This window comes from Agromyces tardus (assembly GCF_003710805.1).
Taxonomy (GTDB): Bacteria; Actinomycetota; Actinomycetes; order Actinomycetales; family Microbacteriaceae; genus Agromyces; species Agromyces tardus.
In genome coordinates this window covers 381,975-405,045 of sequence record NZ_RHHB01000001.1, presented here as the reverse complement: position 1 = coordinate 405,045, position 23,071 = coordinate 381,975, and the positions used below count along the sequence as shown (strand labels likewise).

Annotated in this window: 21 protein-coding genes; 9 read left to right on the top strand and 12 right to left on the bottom strand. The window is 70.5% G+C overall.

Going from position 1 to position 23,071, the window contains the following annotated elements; all coding sequences use genetic code 11:
- Positions 1 to 15: 15 nt before the first annotated feature.
- Positions 16 to 1,446, bottom strand: a complete 1,431-nt coding sequence (locus tag EDM22_RS01930) for an NAD(P)H-quinone dehydrogenase (protein ID WP_122935386.1) — start codon at positions 1,444 to 1,446, stop codon at positions 16 to 18.
- Between the two features lie 116 nt (positions 1,447 to 1,562).
- Here EDM22_RS01930 and EDM22_RS01925 point away from each other — a divergent pair, with 116 nt between their 5' ends.
- Both EDM22_RS01925 and EDM22_RS01920 read left to right on the top strand, forming a co-directional pair.
- Positions 1,563 to 2,390, top strand: a complete 828-nt coding sequence (locus EDM22_RS01925; protein ID WP_122935308.1) for a purine-nucleoside phosphorylase — start codon at positions 1,563 to 1,565, stop codon at positions 2,388 to 2,390.
- Positions 2,391 to 2,413: 23 nt separating this feature from the next.
- Positions 2,414 to 4,111 carry a phospho-sugar mutase gene (locus tag EDM22_RS01920; protein ID WP_122935307.1) on the top strand — a complete coding sequence of 566 codons (1,698 nt, stop codon included), beginning with the start codon at positions 2,414 to 2,416 and terminating at the stop codon, positions 4,109 to 4,111.
- Between the two features lie 97 nt (positions 4,112 to 4,208).
- Here the strand turns inward: EDM22_RS01920 and EDM22_RS01915 are convergent, their stop codons facing one another.
- From EDM22_RS01915 to EDM22_RS01865, 11 genes are all read right to left on the bottom strand, one after another.
- Positions 4,209 to 4,493 carry a PTS sugar transporter subunit IIB gene (locus EDM22_RS01915; RefSeq protein ID WP_122935306.1) on the bottom strand — a complete coding sequence of 95 codons (285 nt, stop codon included), beginning with the start codon at positions 4,491 to 4,493 and terminating at the stop codon, positions 4,209 to 4,211.
- Entirely contained in the window at positions 4,490 to 4,954 is a 465-nt protein-coding gene (locus EDM22_RS01910) for a PTS sugar transporter subunit IIA (protein ID WP_122935385.1), read from the bottom strand. Before EDM22_RS01910 ends, EDM22_RS01915 begins: the two co-directional genes overlap by 4 nt.
- A gap of 55 nt (positions 4,955 to 5,009) precedes the next feature.
- Positions 5,010 to 6,131: an adenosine deaminase gene (locus EDM22_RS01905; RefSeq protein ID WP_122935305.1), complete on the bottom strand. Its 1,122-nt coding sequence runs from the start codon at positions 6,129 to 6,131 to the stop codon at positions 5,010 to 5,012.
- 123 nt (positions 6,132 to 6,254) lie between these two features.
- Positions 6,255 to 7,556: a thymidine phosphorylase gene (locus tag EDM22_RS01900; RefSeq protein ID WP_122935304.1), complete on the bottom strand. Its 1,302-nt coding sequence runs from the start codon at positions 7,554 to 7,556 to the stop codon at positions 6,255 to 6,257.
- The gene (locus EDM22_RS01895; RefSeq protein WP_122935303.1) at positions 7,553 to 7,972 is read right to left on the bottom strand and encodes a cytidine deaminase; all 420 of its coding nucleotides are present in this window, start codon (positions 7,970 to 7,972) and stop codon (positions 7,553 to 7,555) included. Before EDM22_RS01895 ends, EDM22_RS01900 begins: the two co-directional genes overlap by 4 nt.
- A gap of 57 nt (positions 7,973 to 8,029) precedes the next feature.
- Positions 8,030 to 9,322 (bottom strand): ABC transporter permease, encoded by a 1,293-nt coding sequence (locus EDM22_RS01890; protein ID WP_122935302.1) that lies wholly within the window; start codon positions 9,320 to 9,322, stop codon positions 8,030 to 8,032.
- A complete protein-coding gene (locus EDM22_RS01885) occupies positions 9,319 to 10,677 on the bottom strand; it encodes an ABC transporter permease (protein ID WP_170963973.1) in 1,359 nt (452 codons plus the stop codon). Before EDM22_RS01885 ends, EDM22_RS01890 begins: the two co-directional genes overlap by 4 nt.
- Complete coding sequence (locus EDM22_RS01880; protein WP_122935301.1) at positions 10,674 to 12,191, bottom strand: ABC transporter ATP-binding protein; 1,518 nt, start codon at positions 12,189 to 12,191, stop codon at positions 10,674 to 10,676. Before EDM22_RS01880 ends, EDM22_RS01885 begins: the two co-directional genes overlap by 4 nt.
- 166 nt (positions 12,192 to 12,357) lie before the next feature.
- Positions 12,358 to 13,452, bottom strand: a complete 1,095-nt coding sequence (locus tag EDM22_RS01875) for a BMP family lipoprotein (protein ID WP_122935300.1) — start codon at positions 13,450 to 13,452, stop codon at positions 12,358 to 12,360.
- A gap of 181 nt (positions 13,453 to 13,633) precedes the next feature.
- Positions 13,634 to 14,689, bottom strand: a complete 1,056-nt coding sequence (locus EDM22_RS01870) for a BMP family lipoprotein (protein ID WP_122935383.1) — start codon at positions 14,687 to 14,689, stop codon at positions 13,634 to 13,636.
- A gap of 26 nt (positions 14,690 to 14,715) precedes the next feature.
- Complete coding sequence (locus tag EDM22_RS01865) at positions 14,716 to 15,831, bottom strand: mannose-1-phosphate guanylyltransferase (protein WP_122935299.1); 1,116 nt, start codon at positions 15,829 to 15,831, stop codon at positions 14,716 to 14,718.
- Positions 15,832 to 16,009: 178 nt separating this feature from the next.
- On the opposite strand from EDM22_RS01865, the gene sdhC reads away from it, so the two are divergent.
- The 7 genes from sdhC to trpS all read left to right on the top strand — a co-directional run bounded on the left by sdhC (position 16,010) and on the right by trpS (position 23,054).
- Positions 16,010 to 16,432 carry a succinate dehydrogenase, cytochrome b556 subunit gene (sdhC, locus tag EDM22_RS01860; RefSeq protein WP_122935298.1) on the top strand — a complete coding sequence of 141 codons (423 nt, stop codon included), beginning with the start codon at positions 16,010 to 16,012 and terminating at the stop codon, positions 16,430 to 16,432.
- Between the two features lie 10 nt (positions 16,433 to 16,442).
- Positions 16,443 to 16,889: a succinate dehydrogenase hydrophobic membrane anchor subunit gene (locus EDM22_RS01855; RefSeq protein WP_122935297.1), complete on the top strand. Its 447-nt coding sequence runs from the start codon at positions 16,443 to 16,445 to the stop codon at positions 16,887 to 16,889.
- 7 nt (positions 16,890 to 16,896) lie between these two features.
- Complete coding sequence (gene sdhA, locus EDM22_RS01850; protein WP_122935296.1) at positions 16,897 to 18,708, top strand: succinate dehydrogenase flavoprotein subunit; 1,812 nt, start codon at positions 16,897 to 16,899, stop codon at positions 18,706 to 18,708.
- A gap of 1 nt (position 18,709) precedes the next feature.
- Positions 18,710 to 19,477 (top strand): succinate dehydrogenase iron-sulfur subunit, encoded by a 768-nt coding sequence (locus EDM22_RS01845; RefSeq protein ID WP_122935295.1) that lies wholly within the window; start codon positions 18,710 to 18,712, stop codon positions 19,475 to 19,477.
- Positions 19,478 to 19,664: 187 nt separating this feature from the next.
- A complete protein-coding gene (locus EDM22_RS01840) occupies positions 19,665 to 21,140 on the top strand; it encodes a YihY/virulence factor BrkB family protein (protein WP_122935294.1) in 1,476 nt (491 codons plus the stop codon).
- A gap of 46 nt (positions 21,141 to 21,186) precedes the next feature.
- The gene (locus tag EDM22_RS01835; RefSeq protein ID WP_122935293.1) at positions 21,187 to 22,026 is read left to right on the top strand and encodes an exodeoxyribonuclease III; all 840 of its coding nucleotides are present in this window, start codon (positions 21,187 to 21,189) and stop codon (positions 22,024 to 22,026) included.
- Between the two features lie 17 nt (positions 22,027 to 22,043).
- A complete protein-coding gene (gene trpS, locus EDM22_RS01830) occupies positions 22,044 to 23,054 on the top strand; it encodes a tryptophan--tRNA ligase (protein ID WP_122935292.1) in 1,011 nt (336 codons plus the stop codon).
- Positions 23,055 to 23,071 lie beyond the last annotated feature (17 nt).

The window sequence follows — 23,071 nt, the reverse complement described above, 5'->3', positions numbered from 1 at the left end:
CGGCGCCGCGTGACCTCAGCGTACGACGTGCATCGCGCGCGCCGCATCCGTCAGCGAACCCGACAGCGACGGGTACACCGGGAACGCCTCGGAGAACTGGTCGACCGTGAGGCGGTGCTCCACGGCGAGCGCGAGCGGGAAGATGAGCTCCGACGCCTTCGGCGCCACGATGACGCCGCCGATGATCGCGCCCGAGCCGCTGGACGCGAAGAGCTTCACGAAGCCGTCGCGGATGCCCATCATCTTGGCGCGCGGGTTCGACGAGAGCGGCAGCTTGTAGACGACGCCCGGCACGACGCCCTCCTGGATCTCCCTCTCGGTCCAGCCGACCGTGGCGATCTCGGGCTGCGTGAAGATGTTGGAGGTGATGTTGCGCTCCTCGGGCGGGTTCACGATGTCCCCCATCGCGTGGAACACCGCCGTGCGGCCCTGCATCGACGCGACCGACGCGAGCGGCAGGAACGTGGTGCAGTCGCCCGCCGCGTAGATGTTCGGCATCGACGTGCGCGCCACCCGGTTGACGCGGATGTGTCCGGAGTCGGAGAGCTGCACGCCCGCCTCCTCGAGCCCGAGCTCCTTCGTGTTCGGCACCGACCCGACGGCCATGAGGCAGTGGCTGCCGCGTACCTCGCGCCCGTCGGTGAGGGTCGCCACGACGCTGTCGCCGTCGCGCACGACCGACTCGGCACGCGACTTGTTCATGACCTTCATGCCGTTGCGCTTGAAGACCTTCTCGATGACGGATGCCGCGTCCGCGTCCTCGCCCGGAAGCACCTGGTCGCGACTCGAGATGAGCGTGACCTTCGCGCCGAGTGCCCGGTAGGCGGAGGCGAACTCCGCGCCCGTGACACCGGAACCGACGACGATGAGGTGCTCGGGCACCTGCTTGAGCGTGTAGAGCTGCGTCCACGTGAGGATGCGCTCGCCGTCGGGCACCGCCGTCGGCAGGATGCGCGGCGTCGCGCCCGTGGAGATCACGAGCGTGTCGGCCTCGATGCGGTCGAAGTCGGTGCCGCCCTTCGCGGTCGACACGATGATCGCGTTCGGGCCGTCGAGGCGCCCCTCGCCCTGCACGAGGTTCACGCCGGCGTCGATGAGGTTCGTGCGCATGTCCTCCGACTGCTGGGCGGCGAGGCCGAGCAGGCGCTTGTTCACGGCCTGCAGGTTGATCGCGACGTCGGGCTTCACCGCCTTCTCGTGCGAGCCCTTCGCGTAGAACTGCACGCCCAGGTCGGCGGCCTCCTTGACGGCGTTCGACGCCTCGGCGGTCGCGATGAGCGACTTCGACGGCACCACGTCGGTGAGCACGGCCGATCCGCCGACGCCGGCCCGCTCCACGAGCGTGACCTCGGCCCCGAGCTGCGCTGCCGCGAGCGCGGCCTCATAGCCCCCTGGGCCTCCTCCGAGTACTGCGATCCGTTGTGTGCGCTCGAACTCGGTGATCATGTCCACCATTCTCGCGTACCGCCGCGCACGCGCGCGAACGTCGACGCCGGGGCGGGGCGCCCGCACAGATGAGCAGGGCCGCGCCGAGGCATCCGGCCGCTCAGTAGAGTGTTGGGATGCAGCAGGACAACCCCCTCGACGACCCGAACGCCGATCCCTTCGTCGTCGCCCAGCAGGCGGCCGACCGCATCGCGGAGCTCACTGGCGTCGGTCGTCACGATGTCGCCCTCACGCTCGGCTCGGGCTGGGGCGCCGCCGCCGAGCTCATCGGCGAGACGACCCACACGTTCCCGGCGACCGAGGTGCCGGGCTTCTCGAAGCCCGCGCTCGAGGGGCACGTGGGCACCCTGCGCTCGGTGCTGCTGCCCACGGGCAGGCGCGCGCTCGTCATCGGCGCCCGCACCCACTTCTACGAGGGCCACGGCGTGCGACGGGTGGTGCACTCGGTGCGCACCGCGGCCGCGGCCGGCGCCACCACGATGATCCTCACGAACGGCGCGGGCGGCATCAAGCCGCACTGGAAGCCCGGCACCCCCGTGCTCATCAGCGACCACATCAACCTCACCGCCGCGTCCCCGCTCGAGGGCGCGACGTTCGTCGACCTCACCGACCTCTACTCGGCGCGGCTGCGCGAGCTGGCACGCTCGATCGAGCCGACGCTCGACGAGGGCGTGTACGTGCAGTTCCGCGGGCCGCACTACGAGACGCCCGCCGAGGTGCAGATGGCCAAGACCATCGGCGGCCACATCGTCGGCATGTCCACCGCGCTCGAGGCGATCGCCGCCCGTCAGGCGGGCATGGAGGTGCTCGGGATGTCGCTCATCACGAACCTCGCCGCGGGAATCCAGACGACCCCCCTCAGCCACGAGGAGGTCCTCGAGGCCGGCCGCGAGGCCGAGGCCACGATCTCGGCCCTGCTCGCGAAGATCGTCGCCGCGCTCTAGGGCGCGAGAGAAAGGTGCACCGGATGCCGCAGCCCACCGACGCCGACCGCATCGCGCTCGCCGAGGCGTGGATCGACCAGGACCCCGACCCCCAGACCCGCGACGAATGCTCCGCGATCGTGGAGCGCGTGCGCGCCGGCGATGCCGCGGCATCCGCCGACCTCGCCGACCGCTTCGACGCCCGCCTCGAGTTCGGCACGGCGGGCCTGCGCGGCGAGATCGCCGCCGGCCCGAATCGCATGAACCGGGTGCTCGTGTCGCAGGCCGCGGCCGGGCTGGCCGCCTACCTGCTCGAGCGCGCCGCGGGCGTCAGGCCGTCGGTCGTCGTGGGCTACGACGGGCGCCGCAACTCGCAGGTGTTCGCCCGCGACATCGCCGAGGTCATGGCGGGCGCGGGGGTGCGCGCGATGCTCCTCCCCCGGCTCCTGCCCACCCCCGTGCTCGCCTTCGCCGTGCGTCACCTCGACACGACCGCCGGCGTCATGGTCACGGCGTCGCACAACCCGCCGAACGACAACGGCATGAAGGTCTACCTCGGCGGACCGCACCACGGCTCGCAGATCGTCGCGCCCGCCGACGCCGAGATCGAGGCGCACATCCTGCGGGTCGCGGCATCCGCGCGGGTGCCCGAGTTGCCCCGCGGCGACGTCGAGACGGCGTCGGAGTCGGTGGTCGACGCGTACATCGCGGCGACGGCCGCCGTCGCATCCGCTCCCGCCGCACAGCCCCGTGCGGTCTACACCGCCATGCACGGGGTCGGCTGGGAGACGATGGCGCGCGTGCTCGAGACCGCCGGCTACGACGTCCCCGCACTCGTCGCCGAGCAGATCGCGCCCGACCCGGCGTTCCCGACAGTAGCCTTCCCGAACCCCGAGGAGCCCGGCGCGATGGACCTCTCGTTCGAGGCCGCCCGGGCGGCCGGGGCCGAGCTCGTGATCGCGAACGATCCCGATGCCGACCGCCTCGCGGTCGCGATCCCCGACGAGTCCGCGCCGGCCGGCTACCGTCGACTCTCGGGGAACGAGGTCGGCCTGCTGCTCGGCTGGCAGGTCGCCGAGCAGGTCACCGCCGATCGCGGGCCGGGCGGCGCCGACGGCTCCCTCGCGTGCTCGATCGTCTCCTCCCCGGGCCTCGAGGCCGTCGCTCGCGCCCACGGACTCGACTTCGTCGCGACGCTCACCGGCTTCAAGTGGATCTCGCGCGCCCCCGGCCTCGTCTTCGGATTCGAGGAGGCGCTCGGCTACCTCGTGAACCCGTCGACCGTGCGCGACAAGGACGGCATCTCGGCGGGGATCGCGTTCCTCGGGCTCGCCGCACGCCTCAAGGCCGAGGGCCGCACGATCGCCGACCGCCTCGACGAGTTCGTCGAGCGCTTCGGATGCTACGACTCGACGCAGGTGTCGATCCGCGTCACCGACCTGTCCCGGATCGGCGAGATCATGGCGCGGCTCCGCGCCGAGCCGCCCGTCTCGGTCGGGGGCGTGCGCGTCGAGCGCATCGAGGACCTCGCGGGCGGGTTCGGCGCACTGCCGCCGTCCGACGTGCTGCGCATCGTGCTCGAGGGCGGCGGCCGCGTCATGGTGCGCCCGAGCGGCACGGAGCCGAAGCTCAAGGTCTACATCGACGCGTCGTCGACCGAGGGCACCGTGGCCGAGCGCCGCGCGGCGGCATCCGCCGTGGTCGCCCGCCTGGAGCAGGGCATGCGCGAGCTCGTGGCCTGACGGCCGCACGGCGCGGGGGGGGCGGGGGGGGGCGCACGGCGCGGTGGGCGCACGGCCCCAGTGGGCGCACGGCGCGGTGGGCCCACGGCGCGGGGCGTCAGCCCAGCGACGCCTCGAGCTTCGCGCCGATCTCGTCGACGTCGAAGTAGTTCTGCACCTCGATGATCTCGGCGAACGAGCGCCCGAGCGCGGCGCGCACGGCGGTCGCGAGCTCGGTCGACGTCAGGATGACCTGCGCGTCGGCCCCGGCCGCGGCGATGCTCGCGAGGTCGCTCGCGCTGACGTCGGCACTGAGGCCGAGACGGTCGAGCGCGCGCTCCGCGTTCACCTTGAGGATGGCCGAGGTGCCGACACCGGCGCCGCAGACGGCGACGATCCTCATGCGCGCTCGCCCGCCGGTGCGGCGGCGCCCAGCAACTGCCGCACCTCGTCGCTGGACGTCGCGGCGGAGAGCCGATCCACCGCGGTGGGATCGTTGAACACGTTGGCCAACTCGGCGACGGATGCCACGTGCTCCTCGGCATTCGACACCGCGAGCCCGACGACCACCCGGACCGGGTCGTTGTGCGGGTGGCCGAACGCGACGGGCTCCGCGAGCGTGACGACCGACAGTCCGCCGTGGAGCACGTCGGGCCCCGGGCGTGCATGCGCGAGCGCGAGCCCGGGCGCGACGACCACGTAGGCGCCGAACTCCTCGATCACCTCGATCATGCGGTCGGCGTAGCTGGGCCGGGTCGCGCCGGAGCGGGCCAGCGCGGCGCCGGCCTCGCGTACGGCGGCCCGCCAGTCGGCGGCGTGCGCTCCGACCCGGATCGCGGTGTCGGGCAGCGACGGGAGGGTCATGGTCGGTCCGTTCAGGGGGTCGGGGTGCCGCGTCGGGGGCGGCGGCATCCGCGGATCAGGCTTCGTCGAAGCCGTCTTGGATCTGCTCGGCGAGGTCTTCGCGGTCGTCGAGCGGCAGGAACGCGCCTGCGGCGGCATTGAGCTGGAAGACCTCGAAGTCGTCGAGGTCGTAGCCGAACGCGTCGCTGAGCAGCGAGAGCTCGCGAGTGAGCGTGGTGCCGGACTGCAGCCGGTTGTCGGTGTTGACCGTGACGCGGAACCCGAGCTGGTAGAGCAGGTCGAACGGGTGGTCGACCAGCTCGTCGCCCCACGCGGCGATCGCACCGGTCTGCAGGTTCGACGAGGGGCTCGTCTCGAGGGCGATCTGGCGGTCGCGCACCCACTGCGCCACCGGCCCGAGCGACACGTAGGTGTTCTCGTCGTCCTGGCGCTCGATCGTGAGGTCCTCTGCGAGGCGCACGCCGTGGCCGAGGCGCAGCGCGCGCCCGTCGAACAGTGCGCTGCGGATCGACTCGAGCCCGTCGGCCTCGCCGGCGTGCACCGTCACGGGCATGAACTGCGTCGCGAGGAAGTCGAAGGCCGTGCGATGCCGGCTGGCCGGGAACCCCGCCTCGGCTCCCGCGATGTCGAAGCCGACGACGCCGTTGTCACGATGGCGCACGGCGAGCTCGGCGATCTCGAGGCCCCGGTCGGCGTGGCGCATGGCGGTCACGAGCTGGCCGACCCGGATGCGGCGGCCCTGGTGCCGAACGTCCTCGACGCCCTGGTCGAGGCCCTCCTGCACCGCCTCCACGACCTCGTCGAGCGAGAGCCCGCGAGCGATGTGCTGCTCGGGCGCCCAGCGGATCTCCCCGTAGATGACACCGTCGGCGGCGAGGTCGTGCACGAACTCGCGGGCCACGCGACCGAGGCCCGCGCGCGTCTGCATGACGGCGGTCGTGAGGTCGAACGTCTTCAGGTATTCGACGAGCGAACCGGAGTTCGACTGCCGCTCGAACCACGCGCTGAGCTCCTCGACGTCGGTCGCCGGGAGCTCGAGGTCGAGTTCGTCAGCCAGCTCGATGAGCGTCTGCGGCCGCAGTCCCCCGTCGAGGTGGTCGTGCAGCGAGACCTTCGGCAGCGCGCGGATGTCCGCCCCGTCGCCCTCGAGCTGGTACTCCGTCGAATTCGTGTCCACCTGTCCACGATACCGTCGCGCCCGCCCTGCTGCCTCGGCAATCGCCCGCACGACGACGGGAATTCCCCGTGCGTTCGCTCAGGTCGTCCGGCGGGCGCCGCCGACGGCCGTGATCGTGCGGCGTCAGCGACCGATGCGGTCGGCGATGAGCGGGCCGCCGGTCTCGACCGGGTCGCCGGGATCGCCGATGGTCCACGCGCCGTCGACGGCGTCGAGGGCGCGTGCGAAGCGTTCCGGCTCGTCGGCGAGCAGGGTGAAGAGCGGCTGCCCGGCGCGCACCTCGTCGCCCGGCTTCGCGTGCAGGTCGATGCCGGCCGCGTGCTGCACCGGGTCCTCCTTGCGGGCCCGCCCCGCGCCGAGGCGCCACGCGGCGATGCCGAACGGCAGGGCCTCCTGGCGCACGAGCACGCCGTCGCGGTCGGCGGTCACGACGTGCCGCTCCTTCGCGACGGGCAGGGCCGCATCGGGGTCGCCACCCTGCGCGCTGATGGCGCGACGCCACGTGTCCATCGCGCGACCGTCGTCGAGCGCGGCCTCGACGTCGACGTCGGGGCGGCCCGCGAGGGCGAGCATCTCGCGGGCGAGGGCGACGGTGAGCTCGCGAACGTCGGCCGGGCCGCCTCCGGCCAGCACCTCCACGGACTCGCGCACCTCGTTCGCGTTGCCGATCGTGAGCCCGAGCGGCACGTTCATGTTGGTGAGCAGCGCCGAGGTCGCGACGCCGGCGTCCTCGCCGAGCTCGACCATCGTGCGGGCGAGCTCGCGGGAGCGCTCGATGTCCGTGAGGAACGCGCCGGAGCCGAACTTCACGTCGAGCACGAGCGCGCTCGTGCCCTCCGCGATCTTCTTCGACATGATCGACGAGGCGATGAGCGGGATGGCCTCGACCGTGCCGGTGATGTCGCGGAGCGCGTAGAGCTTCTTGTCGGCGGGAGCGAGCCCGGCACCGGCGGCGCAGATCACGCCGCCCACGTCGCGCAGCTGGGCGAACATCTGCTCGTTGGTGAGGTCGGCGCGCCATCCGGGGATCGACTCGAGCTTGTCGAGCGTGCCGCCCGTGTGTCCGAGCCCCCGACCCGACAGCTGCGGCACCGCCACGCCGAACGTCGCCACCAGCGGCATGAGCGGGAGCGTGATCTTGTCACCCACGCCGCCCGTCGAGTGCTTGTCGCTCGTGGGCTTGCCGAGGCCCGAGAAGTCCATGCGCTCGCCCGAGGCGATCATCGCCATCGTGAGGTCGCGGATCTCGCGCCGGGTCATTCCGTTGAGGAAGATGGCCATGGTCATGGCCGACATCTGCTCGTCGGCGACGTAGCCTCGCGTGTAGGCGTCGACGAGCCAGTCGATCTCGTCGGTGGTCAGCTCGCGTCGATCGCGCTTGGCGCGGATCAGGTCGACGGCGTCGAACGCTTCGACGGCGCTCATCGGGACTCCCCTCGGAACTCGGCGAGCTGCCGCGGGCCGAACGCGTCGGGCAGCACCTCGTCGATGGTCTTCACGCCCGAGACGGTCTCGAGCAGCATCCCCTCGGCGGAGTGCTCGTAGAGCAACTGCCGGCAGCGTCCGCAGGGCATCAGCGTGTTGCCGTGCCCATCGACGCACGCGAAGGCCACGAGCTTGCCCCCGCCCGACATGACGAGCGCCGAGACGAGCGAGCATTCCGCGCACAGCGTGACGCCGTAGGAGGCGTTCTCGACGTTGCATCCGCTGACGACGCGCCCGTCGTCGACGATCGCGGCCGCGCCGACCGGGAACTCCGAATACGGCACGTACGCCATCGCCATCGCCTCGCGGGCGATCTCGCGCAGGTGCTCCCAGTCGATCGCATCCGTTGCGGTCATGGTGCTCCCCCGTTCAGGATGAGTGGTTCGGCGAGCGCCCCGATCGGGGGCGCTCGCTCAGGATTTGATGTAGGGCTTGCCGTCGGCGGCCGGCGCGCGCACCTTGCCGACGAGTCCGGCCACGGCGAAGATCGTGACGAGGTACGGCAGCATGAGCATGAACTCGCTCGGCACGGGCGATCCGATGACCGAGAGGGTGTTCTGCAGGTTCGACGCGAACCCGAACAGGAGCGCGGCGAGGGCGGCCTTGATCGGATGCCACCCGCCGAAGATGACGGCCGCGAGGGCGATGAAGCCCGCGCCCGCGGTCATCTCCTTGTTGAAGGCGATTCCGGAGCCGATGGTGAAGAAGGTGCCGCCGAGGCCCGCGATCGCGCCCGCGAGGGCGACGTTCCAGAACCGGGTGCGGTTGACCTTGATGCCCACGGTGTCGGCCGCGGTGGGGTGCTCGCCGACCGCGCGGACCCGCAGGCCCCACTTCGTGTGGAACAGCCCGAAGTACATGAGCGCCACGGCGATGTACATGAGGTAGACGATCACCGTCTGCCGGAACAGCACCGGCCCGATGATGGGGATGTCGCCCAGGAGCGGGATGGGCCACCGGTCGAAGCGGGGCGGGGTGTTGAGCGCGGCCGCGTTCGGCGAGAGCACCTGGGAGAAGAAGAAGCTCGTGAGGCCGATGATGAGCACGTTCAGGACGACGCCGACGATGACCTGGTCGACGAAGTACTTGATCGCGAACGCGGCGAGCACCATGCCGACGAGCATGCCCGCGACCATCGCGGCGATGAGTCCGAGGAACGGCTGCCCGGTGACCGACGCGACGACCGCGGCGGTGAACGCTCCCGCGAGCAGCTGGCCCTCGATCGCGATGTTGATCACGCCGGCCCGCTCGCCGAGCACGCCGGCGAGGGAGCCGTAGATGAGCGGGACGGCGAGGCTCAGCGACCCGAACAGGAGGCCGATCATCGGCAGCGACGCGCCCGCGGCAGCCCAGGTGAGGAAGCCGAACATGAACAGCACGGCGAACACCACGATCGTCCACAGCGGCACCTTGCGCTTGGAGGAGACGACCCAGGCCGAGTACCCCGTCAGCAGCGCGAGGAGCACGATGACGACCCAGAGCGTCGGCATCGCCGGCACGGTGATCTCGGGCAGCTGGATGGCGTCGGTGGGCGAGGAGAGGCGGAACGTGGTGTCGCCCTCGGCGGGCGCGAAGACCGCGAGCGCGAGCGCCGCGAGGGTGAACACGGCGAAGGCGATGGGCGCCTTCCAGCTCGTGACGACCGTGGTCGCGAGGCTGATGGTCTGCGAGCCCGGAGCGGGCTGCTGTGCGGTGGTCGTGCTCACTTGGCCTTCACCTCCTTCGTGACGTTCGGAACGGCTCGGCGGCGCCGGGACGGATCAGGCAGCCGGAAGATCGTGCGCACCAGCGGGGGCGCTGCGATGAACAGCACGATGAGGGACTGCACCACGAGCACGATCTCGATCGGCACGCCCTCGGCGGCCTGCATCGAGAACCCGCCGGCCTTGAACGCGCCGAACAGGACGCCCGCGACGAAGATGCCCCACGGCGTCGACCGGCCGAGCAGCGCGACGGTGATCGCGTCGAAGCCGATGCCCGCGTCGATCCCGGCGGTGAAGCCGGTCGTGACCGTGCCGAGCACCTGGCTCACGCCCGCCAGGCCGAGCAGCGCGCCGGCGATGAGCATCGCGTACACGTACATCGACTTGACGTTGATGCCGGCCACCCGCGCCGCGTTCGGGTTCTCGCCGACCGCGCGGAACCGGAACCCGAGGCTCGAGCGGTTGAGGATCCACCACACGACGACCGTCGCGATGATGACGAGGATGAATCCGAAGTGCAGGTTGTACTGCGGCCCGAGCAGCGCGGGGAAGATCGCCGTCTCCTTCATGGGCGGCGTCTTCGGGTTGCTGGACCCGGGCGCCTGCAGCAGGCCGGGGGTGCGCAGCATCCACGACACGAGGTAGAAGGCGACGTAGTTCAGCATGATCGTGACGATCACCTCGTGGGCGCCGGTGCGCGCCTTGAGGAAGCCCGCGATCCCGGCCCACAGGGCGCCGCCGATCAGTCCGCCGATGAGGGCGACCAGCATGTGGATGCCCCAGGGCAGGTCGAACCCGAACGCGATCCATCCCGCGATCGAGGCCGCGATGAGCATCTGGCCGCGACCACCGATGTTGAACATGCCCACCCGGAACGCGAGGCCGACGCCGAGGCCGCCCGCGATGAGCGGCGTCGCGAACGTGAGGGTCTCGGTCAGCGGGCGGATGCCCGCCGCGAACGTGTCACGGCGGAAGTTGTAGATGGATCCTTGGAACAGCGCCGAGTAGGCGCCGGACACCGAGTCCCAGATCGCGACGAACGTGTCGCCGGGCCGGGCGAAGAAGTAGACGCTCGCGGCCTGCACCCGCTCGTCGGTGAATGCGATCATGATGGCGCCGACGACGAGGGCCAGGAACACGGCGAGCACCGAGATGATCGCGTTGCCGGTGACGATCTGCTGGAACATCGTGTGCCACCGCGACGGCGGCTCCACCTCGGCGGGAGCACCTGCCGGCGCCGCCTGATCGGCCGTGGCGACCGAGACGGCCGCGGCCGCCTGCGGCTCCTCGAGCACCACGTCGGCGTCGTGTTCGGTCGCGCCGGGGGCGTCGCCCCTGGGCGCCTGGGGGTCGCTCATGCGGCGGCTCCTTCTGCGGGCTGTTCTCCGGCCATCATCAGGCCGAGGACGTCGCGCGGCGTGTTCCCCGGCACGATGCCGACGATCCGCCCGCGGTACATCACCATGATCCGGTCGGCGAGGGCGGTCACCTCGTCGAGCTCGGTCGACACCACCAGCACGGGGACGCCCCGATCGCGGGTCTCGACGATGCGCTTGTGGATGAACTCGATCGAGCCGACGTCGACACCGCGCGTGGGCTGCGCCGCGACCAGCAGGCTCAGGTCGCGGCTGAGCTCCCGCGCCAGCACGACCTTCTGCTGGTTGCCTCCCGAGAGCTGGTCGGCCTTGGAGTCGATGCCCTGCGTGCGCACGTCGAACTCCTTCACCTTGTCGCGGGCGAACTCCGCGAGGAACCCCCGCTGGATGTTGCCGCCCTTCACGAACGGCGGCCCATCGGACCGGTCGAGCATGAGGTTCTCTGCAATCGTGAAGTTGCCAACGAGGCCGTCTTCATTGCGGTCCTCGGGAATGAAGCCCACCCCGGAGTCCAGGATCTTGCGCACGCTCTCGGTGGTGAGGTCGACGCCGTCGAGGCGGATGGAGCCCCGCACCCGCGGCTGCAGGCCGACCAGCGCCTCGGTGAGCTCGGTCTGCCCGTTGCCCTGCACCCCCGCGACCGCAAGGATCTCGCCGCGTCGCACCGAGAAGCTCACGTCGTTCACCACGAGCTGCCCGATGTGGTCGATCACCGAGAGCCCCTCGACGACGAGCGCCTCCTCGCCGAGCTTCGGCTCGTCCTTGTGCACCGTCAGCTCCACCGCGCGGCCGACCATCATGGAGGCGAGCTCGGCGTTGCTCGCGGTCGGCGACGCCTCGCCGACGACCTTCCCGAGGCGGATCACCGTGATGCGGTCGGCGACCTCGCGCACCTCGCGCAGCTTGTGGGTGATGAACACGATCGACGTGCCCGACTCCTTGAGCTGGCGCATGGTGCCCATCAACTCGTCGGTCTCCTGGGGCGTGAGCACCGCGGTGGGCTCGTCGAAGACGAGCACGCGGGCGTCGCGCGAGAGGGCCTTGATGATCTCGACCCGCTGCTGCACGCCGACCGGCAGGTCGTCGACGAGCGCGTCGGGGTCGACGTGGAAGCCGAACCGCTCGCTGATCTCGCGCACTCGGGCGCGGGCCGCAGGGAGGTCGAGCCGGCCGCCGAACTTCGTCTCCTCGTGCCCGAGCATGACGTTCTCGGCGACCGTGAACACGGGGATCAGCATGAAGTGCTGGTGCACCATGCCGATGCCGGCGGCCATCGCATCGCCCGGACCGGCGAAGTGCTGCACCTCGTCGTCGAGGAGCACCTCGCCCTCATCGGCCTGGTACAGCCCGTAGAGCACGTTCATCAACGTCGACTTGCCCGCGCCGTTCTCACCCAGAAGTGCGTGGATCTCACCCGGCTGCACCATGAGGTCGATGTGGTCGTTCGCGACCAAGCTGCCGAACCGCTTCGTGATACCCCGAAGTTCGAGCTTCATGTCCCAATCCTAATGAGGCGATGCGCGGCTTCGCAGGATGCTGCGCGGATGTTGTGCGACCGCCGTGCGGCTGCTCGGATGTTGCCGTGATGGCGCATTCGCGCATCTCGGACGGAAGCGGGGAGGCCGGCTGCTGCCGACCTCCCCGCTCGCCTTGCGCCTCGGACTAGCCGTTCAGGTAGGACTTGACCGGCACGTCGCCCGCGATGATCGCGGCCTTCAGGTCGTCGAGCTGGCCCTGGAGCTCCGGCGAGACCTTCGACTCGAAGTCGTGGAACGGCGCGATGCCGACTCCGTCGTTCTCGAGGGTGCCGATGAAGGGGCTCGGGTCGAAGTCGCCCTTGCCCGCAGCCGTGACCGCGTCGTACGTGCCGACGTCGATGCCCTTGAGGATCGAGGTGAGCAGCAGGTCGGCGACCGACGGGTCGGTCTCGGTCACGTCGGCGTCGACGCCGATGAGGGCGATCTCACGGCCGGCGTCGCGGATGGCCGCCGCAGCCGACTGGTAGATCGGGCCGCCGACCGGCAGGAGCACGTCGACGTTCTGGTCGATGAGGCCCTGCGCGGTGTTGCGTGCCGTGTCGTTCGCCTCGAAGCCGCCGGTGAAGAGGCCGTCGGTGCCGTCCCAGCCGAGTACCTTGACGCCCTTGTCCGTCTGGGTGTTGTAGTAGTCGACGCCCTGCTTGAAGCCGTCCATGAAGATCGACACCGTCGGGAAGTTCATGCCGCCGAAGGTGCCGACCGTGTTGGTCTTCGAGTAGTCGGCGGCCGCGTAGCCGGCGAGGAACGCCGCCTGCGCGGTGTCGAAGAGGATCGGCTTGATGTTGGGCGCGTCGGTCTCGCCGTTGAAGTCGTTGTCCGCCGCGTCGTCGATGATGACGTACTCGATGTCGGGGTTGGCGAGCGCGGACTCGACGGTCGCCGCCGAGAGCGCGAAGCCGACCGTGACGATGAGGTCGCAGCCCTGGTCGACGAGGTTGGTGAGGTTCGGCGCGTAGTCGGTCTCCGCGTCGGACTGCACGGTGATCGCCTCGACGCCGAGCTCGTCGGCGGCCTTCTGGATGCCCTCGTAGCCGAGCTGGTTGAACGACTTGTCGTCGAAGCCGCCCGAGTCGGACACCATGCAGGGCACGAAGTCGATCGCCTCGCCGCTGGCGCCGTCGGTCGACTCGGTGGGAGCGGATGCGCAGCCCGCGAGCAGCGCGAGCGCCCCCAGGCCGGCGAGGCCGCCGAATGCGGCCTTCTTGATCGTGATCGTCACAATGTCCTCCAAAGACTGCACCCCGACCATCGCGGGGACCGTGTGGAAACGTTACCGAATGTTGCATCCAGCCCCGAGGGCCCTACGGCCCGCAGGCCCAAAGGTTATGAAGCCGCGACATTCTGCTCATATGAGCACGCGAGGCGTCCCCCGAGCAGGGGACGCCGCCGCCGCCACGGCCTCAGGGCGTGCTCGGCGACTCGATCACCAGTTCGCCCGCGATGATCGCCTCGCGCAGGCCGTCGAGCTCGCCCTGCAGCTCGGGCGGCACCTGCGCCTCGAGGTCGTGGTAGGGCGCGATGTCGACCCCGCCGTTCTCGAGGGTGCCCACGTAGGGCTCGTTGGCGAAGTCGCCGGACTGGACGTCGGCGACGATGTCCACCATCGCCTGCTGGGTCTTCTTCAGCACGCTCGTGAGGAGGATCGGACGGTACTTCGCCGGGAGTGTGTCGTAGCCGTCGCTGTCGACCCAGACGATCGACACTCCCCCGCGCTCGACCGCGGCGGCCGCTGCGCCCTCGCCGACCTGTCCGGCGACGGGCAGGATGACGTCGGCACCCTGGTCGATGAAGCCCTCGGCGAGCACCTTGCCCTTGTTCACGTCCTCGAAGTCACCCGTGAACGAGCCGTCCTGCGCCGCCTTGTTCCAGCCGAGCGCCCGCACCGCGGTGCCGTGCACCTCGTTGTACCGGGCGACGCCGTCGACGAAGCCGTCCATGAAGAGGGTCACCGGGGGCTGGTTGCCGCCGCCGAAGGTGGCGACGACGCCCGTCTTCGTGACGCCGGCGGCGAGGTAGCCCGCCAGGAAGGACGCCTGCGCGGTGTCGAAGACGACCGGCTTCACGTTGTCGGCCTCGACCGACTCGTCGACGATGGCGAACGACACGTCGGGGTTGGCGGTGGCCGCGTCGAGCGTCGCCTGCGCGAGCTCGTACCCGACCGTGACCACGAGCTCGCAACCCGACTCGACCGCCTGCTGCACGTTCGGCTCGAGGTCGGTCTCGCCCGTGGAGACGAGGGCGTCGGCCTGCACGCCGAGCTCGTCCTCGGCCTGCTGGAGGCCCTCCCATGTCGACTGGTTGAAGGAGCGGTCCTCGAGGCCACCGGAGTTCGTGACCATCCGCACGCAGCCGTCGGCCTCCGCGCCGCCGGATCCCGCCTCGGGTGCGGGCGCGCACCCGAAGAGCACGACGGATGCCGCGACCGCGACCGCCCCGATGAGAACAGCCCTGCGCATCGACATCCGTGTCCCGCTTCCTGTGCCTACAGCACGTCGCTCGAGCCGCCGAGCCGGAGGGCGTCGACGACCGCCTTCACCCGCTGCGCGTGCTCGCTCGTGGTGACGAGCAGTGCGTCGGGGGTGTCGACCACGACGATATCGCGCACGCCGATGAGGCTGATGACCCGATCCGATCGGCTCACCACGATGCCGCTCGACGCGTCGGACAGCACGCGCGCGTTCTCGCCGAGGATCGCGAGCTCCCCGGAGCGGCCCGCGGTGTTGAGCTTGGCGAGGGACGCGAAGTCGCCGACGTCGTCCCACTGGAAGTGACCGCGGATGACGGCGAGTCGCCCGGCCGCGGCTGCGGGCTCGGCGACCGAGTAGTCGATCGCGATCTTCTCGAGGCCCGGCCAGATCCGGTCGACGGCGGGGCCGCGGGTGGCCGGATCGTCCCAGGCCTCGGCGAGCTCGACGAGCCCCGCGTGCAGCTCGGGCTTCGTGCGCGCGAGCTCGGCGAGCAGCCGGTCGGCGCGAGCGATGAACATGCCCGCGTTCCAGAGGTGGCGGCCGCCCGCGAGGTACCGCTTGGCCGTCTCGAGGTCGGGCTTCTCGACGAAGCTCGAGACCGCCTCGGCGTGCTCGGCGCCCTCGATCGCGAGCGGCTCGCCGCACTCGATGTAGCCGAACCCCACGGCGGGCTCGGTGGGCGTGATGCCGATCGTGGCGATGTAGCCGGCGTCGGCGGCCGCCACGGCCTCCGCGACGGCGGCGCGGAAGAGCACGCTGCCGGAGATGACGTGGTCGGCGGCGAACGATCCGATGATGACGCCGGGCTCGCGACGCTCGAGGATCGCGGCGGCGAGGCCGATCGCCGCCGTGGAGTCGCGGGGCTCGCTCTCGAGCACGATGTTCTCGTCGCTCAGCTCGGGCAGCTGCGCCTCGACCGCGGCACGGTGCGCCCGGCCGGTCACGACCATGATCCGCTGTTCGCCCGAGAGCGGCGCGAGCCGGTCCCAGGTGTCGCGCAGGAGCGTCTGGCCGGAGCCGGTGAGGTCGTGCAGGAACTTGGGCGCGTCGGCGCGGGAGAGCGGCCAGAGGCGCGAGCCCACACCGCCGGCAGGGATGACGGAGTAGAACCGATCGATGGGTGCCTGCATCCGTTCAGGATAGCGAGGCGGCGGCGACGGACCCGCCGACCGGGGTGCGCTGTGCACGACGGCCCGGTTAGGTCGACCTAAGGAGCGAGCCCGCGCCGGGCGGGATTAGACTCGATCCCGGGCCATGTCGCCCATCACGCCCGCTTCCGGGCACAGCTCGCAACCAGGAGGGTTGTTCATGCCAGAGAACCCGGCAGGAACCCTGACCGCACCCGAGAAACCGGCGAAGCAGAAGCCGGGCGGCACGCTCTACCGCGGCCGCGAGGGGATGTGGTCGTGGGTGCTGCACCGCATCACCGGTGTCGCGATCTACTTCTTCCTCCTCGTGCACATCCTCGACACGTCGCTCGTGCGGGTGAGTCCCGAGGCCTACAACGCGGTGATCGGCACGTACCAGACGCCGATCATGGGCCTCGGCGAGGTCGCCCTCGTCGGCGCGATCGTGTTCCACGCCTTCAACGGCCTGCGCATCATCCTCGTCGACTTCTGGTCGTGGGCGACGCGCAACCAGAAGGTGCTCTTCTACGTCGTCATCGCCCTCTGGGTGCTCACGATGCTCGCCTTCGTGCCGCGGCACCTCATCAACGTCTTCAGCCACTAGGAGCGCCGAGATGACCGTCATCGACTCCCCGCGCACCCCCGCCCGTCCCGCACGCCGCTCGGGCGTCAACCTCGAGAAGTGGGGCTGGGTGTACATGCGCGCCTCGGGCGTGCTGCTCGTGGTGCTCATCTTCGGCCACCTCTTCGTCAACCTCATGGTCGGCGAGGGCGTGCACGCCATCGACTTCGGCTTCGTCGGCGGCAAGTGGGCGGACCCGTTCTGGCAGTGGTGGGACGTGCTGATGCTCTGGCTCGCACTCATCCACGGCACCAACGGCATGCGCACCCTCGTGAACGACTACACGAACCCGGGCATGGTCCAGAAGGTGCTGAAGGGCGCGCTCCTCGTCTCGGCGGTCGTGCTGCTCGTGCTCGGCACCCTCGTGGTGTTCACCTTCGAGCCCTGCCCCGCCGGCGCACCGGCCGACCTCCTCCCCTCGTTCTGCCCCGCAGCCTAGGAGCCACGTGAATTCCGACACCGCCAGCGCTGAGACGACGATCGTCGACGGCGTGCACCACCATCAGTTCGACATCGTCATCGTGGGCGCCGGCGGCGCCGGCATGCGAGCGGCCATCGAGGCCGGCCCCGGCGCGAGGACCGCGGTCATCTCCAAGCTGTACCCGACGCGCTCCCACACGGGGGCGGCGCAGGGCGGCATGGCCGCCGCGCTCGCGAACGTCGAGGAGGACAGCTGGGAGTGGCACACCTTCGACACCATCAAGGGCGGCGACTACCTCGTCGACCAGGATGCGGCGGAGATCCTCGCCAGGGAGGCCATCGACGCGGTCATCGACCTCGAGAACATGGGCCTTCCGTTCAACCGCACGCCGGACGGCAAGATCGACCAGCGCCGGTTCGGCGGCCACACCCGCGACCACGGCAAGGCTCCGGTGCGACGTGCGTGCTACGCGGCCGACCGCACGGGCCACATGATCCTGCAGACGCTGTTCCAGAACTGCGTGAAGCTCGGCATCAACTTCTTCAACGAGTACTACGTGCTCGACCTCGTGATGACCGACGTCGACGGCGTCCCGCAGCCGTCGGGCGTCGTCGCCTACGACCTCGCCACCGGCGAGCTCCACGTGTTCCAGGCGAAGGCCGTGATCTTCGCCACGGGCGGCTTCGGCAAGATCTACAAGACCACCTCGAACGCGCACACCCTCACGGGTGACGGCGTCGGCATCATCTGGCGCAAGGGCCTGCCGCTCGAGGACATGGAGTTCTTCCAGTTCCACCCGACCGGCCTCGCCGGCCTCGGCATCCTCCTCACCGAGGGCGCCCGAGGCGAGGGCGCGATCCTGCGCAACGCGAGCGGCGAGCGCTTCATGGAGCGCTACGCCCCCACCATCAAGGACCTGGCGCCGCGCGACATCGTCTCGCGCTGCATGGTGCAGGAGGTCGCGGAGGGGCGCGGTGCCGGCCCGCACAAGGACTACGTGCTCCTGGACTGCACGCACCTCGGTGCCGAGGTGCTCGAGACGAAGCTCCCCGACATCACGGAGTTCGCACGCACCTACCTCGGCGTCGATCCCGTCTACGAGCCCGTGCCGGTCATGCCGACCGCGCACTACGCCATGGGCGGCATCCCCACGAACGTCAAGGCCGAGGTCCTCCGCGACAACACCACGGTCGTGCCGGGCCTCTACGCCGCCGGCGAGTGCGCGTGCGTCTCGGTGCACGGCTCGAACCGCCTCGGCACCAACTCGCTGCTCGACATCAACGTGTTCGGCAAGCGTGCCGGCCGCAACGCGGTGGAGTACGTCAACAGCGGCGTCGACTTCACGCCGCTCCCCGACGACCCCGCAGGCGCGATCCGCCGCATGCTCCAGGAGCTCCGCGACTCCAACGGCACCGAGCGCATCGCCGCGATCCGCAAGGAGCTGCAGGAGGAGATGGACCGGAACGCCCAGGTGTTCCGCACCGAGGAATCGCTCACGCACGTGGCATCCGTCATCGCCGGCCTGCGCGAGCGGTACAAGAACATCGCCGTGCAAGACAAGGGGAAGCGGTTCAACACCGACCTGCTCGAGGCGGTCGAGCTCGGCTTCCTCCTCGACCTCGCCGAGGTCGTCGTCGAATCCGCCCGCAACCGCCAGGAGAGCCGCGGCGGCCACATGCGCGACGACTACCCGAACCGCGACGACGAGAAGTACATGCAGCACACGATGGCCTACCTGTCGGGCGACGCCCACTCGTCGGTCGTCTCGGATCACATCCGGCTCGACTGGAAACCGGTGACGATCACCCACTACCAGCCCATGGAGAGGAAGTACTGACGTGACGACCGCCACGCTCGAGAACACGTCGGCCGGCACGGCGGATGCCGCGACGCGGTCGTTCACCGTCACGTTCCTGATCCGCCGCTTCGACCCCGATGTCGACACCGAGCCGCGCTGGCAGGACTTCGACGTCGAGATGTACGCGACCGACCGCGTGCTCGACGCGCTCCACAAGATCAAGTGGGAGCAGGACGGCTCGCTGACGTTCCGGCGCTCGTGCGCCCACGGCATCTGCGGCTCCGATGCCATGCGCATCAACGGCCGCAACCGCCTGGCGTGCAAGACGCTCATCAAGGACCTCGACATCTCGAAGCCCATCTACGTCGAGGCCATCAAGGGCCTGCCGCTCGAGAAGGACCTCGTCGTCGACATGGAGCCCTTCTTCGCGAGCTACCGCGAGGTGCAGCCGTTCCTGCAGTCGACGTCCGCGCCCGCGCCCGGCAAGGAGCGCGTGCAGTCGGTCGCCGAGCGCGCCCGCTTCGACGACACCACCAAGTGCATCCTTTGCGCCGCATGCACGTCGTCGTGCCCGGTGTTCTGGACGGACGGGCAGTACTTCGGCCCGGCGGCCATCGTCAACGCGCACCGGTTCATCTTCGACTCCCGCGACGACGAGGCGAAGGTGCGTCTCGACATCCTCAACGACAAGGAGGGCGTGTGGCGCTGCCGCACGACCTTCAACTGCACCGACGCGTGTCCGCGTGGCATCGAGGTCACGAAGGCGATCGCCGAGGTCAAGCAGGCCATCCTGCGCGGCAAGCCGTAGGCGGGTCCGATTCGTCGAGGGGGCCGGTGCGACCGCACCGGCCCCCTCGCCATGCGCGGCGAGCGCCTCGCGCCCCGCGGGGGGCGCACCGGGCGATGCGGGGCCGCGTCCCGGCCGCGTCGCGGCATCCGCTCGCTATTGTGAGCAGGTGGGCGAACGCGGGCGTGGGCGCGGCGACGGTCGAGCCGTGGATGCGACGGGCTCGCGCCCGGCCGCGCCCGCGCATGACCCGCTCGCATCGGAGCCGCCGATCGGCGAGGCGCCGCAACAGGGCTCCATCGACGCGGCGGGCGCGCGGGGCCGGTTCGACGAGGTGAGCGCGCCGATCCGGGAGGCACTCGACGAGCCGATCGCGAAGGTCGGCGACCTCACGCGACGCACCATGGAGCTCTTCCCGGTGCGGGTCTGGCGGCACTTCCTGGCGCGGAACGGCTTCCTGCTGACGGCGGGGATGAGCTACCAGTCGCTCTTCGCGGTCTTCGCTGCGGTGTACGTCGTGTTCGCGGTCGCCGGGATCTGGTTCTTCAACGCCCAGCAGGCGCTCGAGGCGCTCGTGCTGCTCATCAACACCCTCGCCCCGGGCCTCGTCGGCGACAACGGCGTGATCACGACGGACACGCTGCAGGAGGTCTCGACGACGAGCACGAGCCTCTTCGGGTGGACCGGCGCCGTCGCCCTCGCCGGCCTGATCTGGACCGCCATCGGCTGGGTGACGTACACGCGCATGGCCGTGCGCAGCACCTTCGGCCTCCCGAAGGACGATCGCGCGTACCTCCTGCTGAAGGCACGCGACTTCCTCGCCGCGCTCGCGTTCGGCGCCGCGATCCTCGTCGCCGCGGTGCTCTCGATCGTCGCGACGGGCTTCCTCGACTGGTTCTTCTCGCTCTGGGGCGTGAACGTGTCGGGCGAATCCCCCTGGGTGACGTCCACCATCCAATGGGGCGCGCTGGTGGTGGTGTTCATCATCGACACCCTGGCCCTCGCCGTCCTGTTCCGGTTCCTGTCGGGGGCCGCGGTGCCGTGGTACCGCATGTGGCGCGGCTCGCTGCTCGGCTCGTTCGCGCTCAGCGTGCTCCAGCTGCTCGGCGGCACCGTGCTGTCCTTCGCGAGCGGCAACCCGCTGCTCGCGACGTTCACCGTGTTCATCGGCCTCCTGCTCTGGTTCCGGATCTCGAGCATCATCACGCTCGTCGCGGCCGCGTGGATCGCGATCGAGGCGGCCGACGCGAACGAGTCGCTCCGCAAGGTGACGCCCGAGCAGCTCGAGGCGGAGCGGCGCGCACGCGAGCACGAGGCGCTCGTCACCGCTGCGCGCGTGAAGGTTCGGCACGCGAACCAGGAGCTCGCCCGCGCGCGGTGGTTCGAGCGGATGGGCGCGCGGCGGCAGCTCGGGCGGGCCGAGCGCGAACTGGCCGAGCTCGAGGCATCCGCGCCCCCGCCGCCGCCGGCGAGGCCGACGCACCCGAAGCCGACGCACCCGAAGGCGACGCAGACCGGCACGAGCGCCGGGGGCGGTGCGAGCGGCACCGGCAGCGCGAAGAGCGGCGCGAACGGGAACGGGAAGGGCACTGCGAACGGCGACGGGACGGGGAGTGCGAACGGGAAGGGGAACGGCGCGGGGCAGCCGAAGGGGAACGCGGCGGGCCGCTCGACGGGCGGCTGAACCCCGGGCGCACGGCGACGTCGGAGGGCTCGCCTAGGATCGAATCATGCCGTCGGACTCCCCCATTCGCATCGCCAGCGTCAACGTCAACGGGGTGCGTGCCGCATTCCGCAAGGGCATGGGCGAGTGGCTGGCCGGGCGCGACGTCGACATCCTCGCACTCCAAGAGGTGCGCGCCTCGACCGACGACCTCACCGCCCTCCTCGGTGACGAATGGAGCGTCGTGCACGACCCGGCCACGGCCAAGGGCCGCGCGGGCGTCGCGATCGCGAGCCGCAGTGCGGCGCACATCCATCGTGTCGAGCTCGGCCACGACGACCACGACACGGCCGGGCGCTGGCTCGAGGCCGACTACGAGGTCGGCGACCGCATCATCACCGTCGTCAGCACGTACGTGCCCTCGGGTGAGGCCGACTCGCCGAAGCAGGTCGAGAAGTACCGGTTCCTCGATGCGATGAGCGAGCGGATGTCGCAGCTCCCGCGCGAGTCCGAGCTCGCCGTGGTCGTGGGCGACCTCAACGTGGGCCACCGCACGCTCGACATCAAGAACTGGAAGGGCAACGTGAAGCGCGCCGGCTTCCTGCCCGACGAGCGCGCGTACTTCGACCGGTTCATGGGCGCCGAGGGCGACGAGGGCTACAACGCCGGCGCCGGCTTCGGCTGGGTCGACGTCGGCCGTCGCTTCGCGGGCGAGGTGCCCGGGCCCTACACGTGGTGGTCGCAGCGCGGCAAGGCCTTCGACACCGACACCGGCTGGCGCATCGACTACCAGCTGGCCACCGGGCCGCTGGCCGCCGCGGTCACCTCGTACGCGGTCGACCGCGCTGCGGCCTACGATGAGCGATGGTCCGACCACTCCCCCGTCGTCGTCGACTACGCCATCTGAACAGGACTCCCGCACCCATGAACTCCTCCCGCCCGGTCGTCTTCTCGGGCATGCAGCCCTCGAGCGACTCGCTCCACCTCGGCAACTACCTCGGCGCGCTCGTGAACTGGGTCGCCCTGCAGGACGACTACGACCCCATCTACTGCGTGGTCGACCTGCACGCGATCACCGTCGCGCAGGATCCCGCCGCGCTGCGCGCCAACGTGCGGGCGACCGCCGCGCAGTACCTCGCCGCGGGCGTTGACCTCGAGCGATCGACGCTCTTCGTGCAGTCGCACGTGCCGGCCCACGCCGAACTCGCCTGGGTGCTCAGCACCATCACCGGGTTCGGCGAGGCGAGCCGCATGACCCAGTTCAAGGACAAGTCCGCGCGGCACGGCGCCGACGCGACGACGGTGGGCCTGTTCACCTATCCCGTGCTCATGGCCGCCGACATCCTGCTCTACGGCACGCACCTCGTGCCCGTCGGCGACGACCAGCGCCAGCATCTCGAACTCACGCGCGACCTCGCGGGGCGCTTCAACTCGCGCTACGGCGACACGTTCACAGTGCCCGAGGCCATGATCCCCGCGCAGTCGGCGCGCATCTACGACCTGCAGGAGCCCACCGCGAAGATGTCGAAGTCGGCGGCCTCGCCGGCGGGCCTCGTGAACCTGCTCGACGAGCCTTCCGTCACCGCCAAGAAGTTCAAGAGCGCCGTGACCGACACCGAGCGGGAGATCCGCTTCGACCCCGAGACGAAGCCGGGCATCTCGAACCTGCTCGGCATCTACGCGGCGATCAGTCGGCGCTCGATCGCCTCGCTCGAAGGCGAATACGCGGGTCGCGGCTACGGCGACCTCAAGAAGGACCTCGCCGAGGTGGTCGTCGAGGCGGTGTCGCCGATCCGGACACGCACCCTCGAGCTCCTGCAGGATCCGGCGGAGCTCGACCGGCTGCTCGCGGTCGGCGCTCAGAAGGCCACCGAGCGCGCCGAGCGCACGCTCGCGCTCGTGTACGACCGCGTGGGCTTCCTGCGCCGTCGCTGACGGGAGTCCGTGACCTC

Excerpts from the sequence above, each read along its gene's own strand:
- EDM22_RS01930 (WP_122935386.1), bottom strand. The coding sequence starts at position 1,446 with ATGATCACCGAGTTCGAGCGCACACAACGGATCGCAGTACTCGGAGGA.
- EDM22_RS01925 (WP_122935308.1), top strand. The coding sequence starts at position 1,563 with ATGCAGCAGGACAACCCCCTCGACGACCCGAACGCCGATCCCTTCGTC.
- EDM22_RS01920 (WP_122935307.1), top strand. The coding sequence starts at position 2,414 with ATGCCGCAGCCCACCGACGCCGACCGCATCGCGCTCGCCGAGGCGTGG.
- EDM22_RS01915 (WP_122935306.1), bottom strand. The coding sequence starts at position 4,493 with ATGAGGATCGTCGCCGTCTGCGGCGCCGGTGTCGGCACCTCGGCCATC.
- EDM22_RS01910 (WP_122935385.1), bottom strand. The coding sequence starts at position 4,954 with ATGACCCTCCCGTCGCTGCCCGACACCGCGATCCGGGTCGGAGCGCAC.
- EDM22_RS01900 (WP_122935304.1), bottom strand. The coding sequence starts at position 7,556 with ATGAGCGCCGTCGAAGCGTTCGACGCCGTCGACCTGATCCGCGCCAAG.
- EDM22_RS01895 (WP_122935303.1), bottom strand. The coding sequence starts at position 7,972 with ATGACCGCAACGGATGCGATCGACTGGGAGCACCTGCGCGAGATCGCC.
- EDM22_RS01885 (WP_170963973.1), bottom strand. The coding sequence starts at position 10,677 with ATGAGCGACCCCCAGGCGCCCAGGGGCGACGCCCCCGGCGCGACCGAA.
- EDM22_RS01880 (WP_122935301.1), bottom strand. The coding sequence starts at position 12,191 with ATGAAGCTCGAACTTCGGGGTATCACGAAGCGGTTCGGCAGCTTGGTC.
- EDM22_RS01870 (WP_122935383.1), bottom strand. The coding sequence starts at position 14,689 with ATGCGCAGGGCTGTTCTCATCGGGGCGGTCGCGGTCGCGGCATCCGTC.
- EDM22_RS01865 (WP_122935299.1), bottom strand. The coding sequence starts at position 15,831 with ATGCAGGCACCCATCGATCGGTTCTACTCCGTCATCCCTGCCGGCGGT.
- sdhC (WP_122935298.1), top strand. The coding sequence starts at position 16,010 with ATGCCAGAGAACCCGGCAGGAACCCTGACCGCACCCGAGAAACCGGCG.
- EDM22_RS01855 (WP_122935297.1), top strand. The coding sequence starts at position 16,443 with ATGACCGTCATCGACTCCCCGCGCACCCCCGCCCGTCCCGCACGCCGC.
- EDM22_RS01835 (WP_122935293.1), top strand. The coding sequence starts at position 21,187 with ATGCCGTCGGACTCCCCCATTCGCATCGCCAGCGTCAACGTCAACGGG.
- trpS (WP_122935292.1), top strand. The coding sequence starts at position 22,044 with ATGAACTCCTCCCGCCCGGTCGTCTTCTCGGGCATGCAGCCCTCGAGC.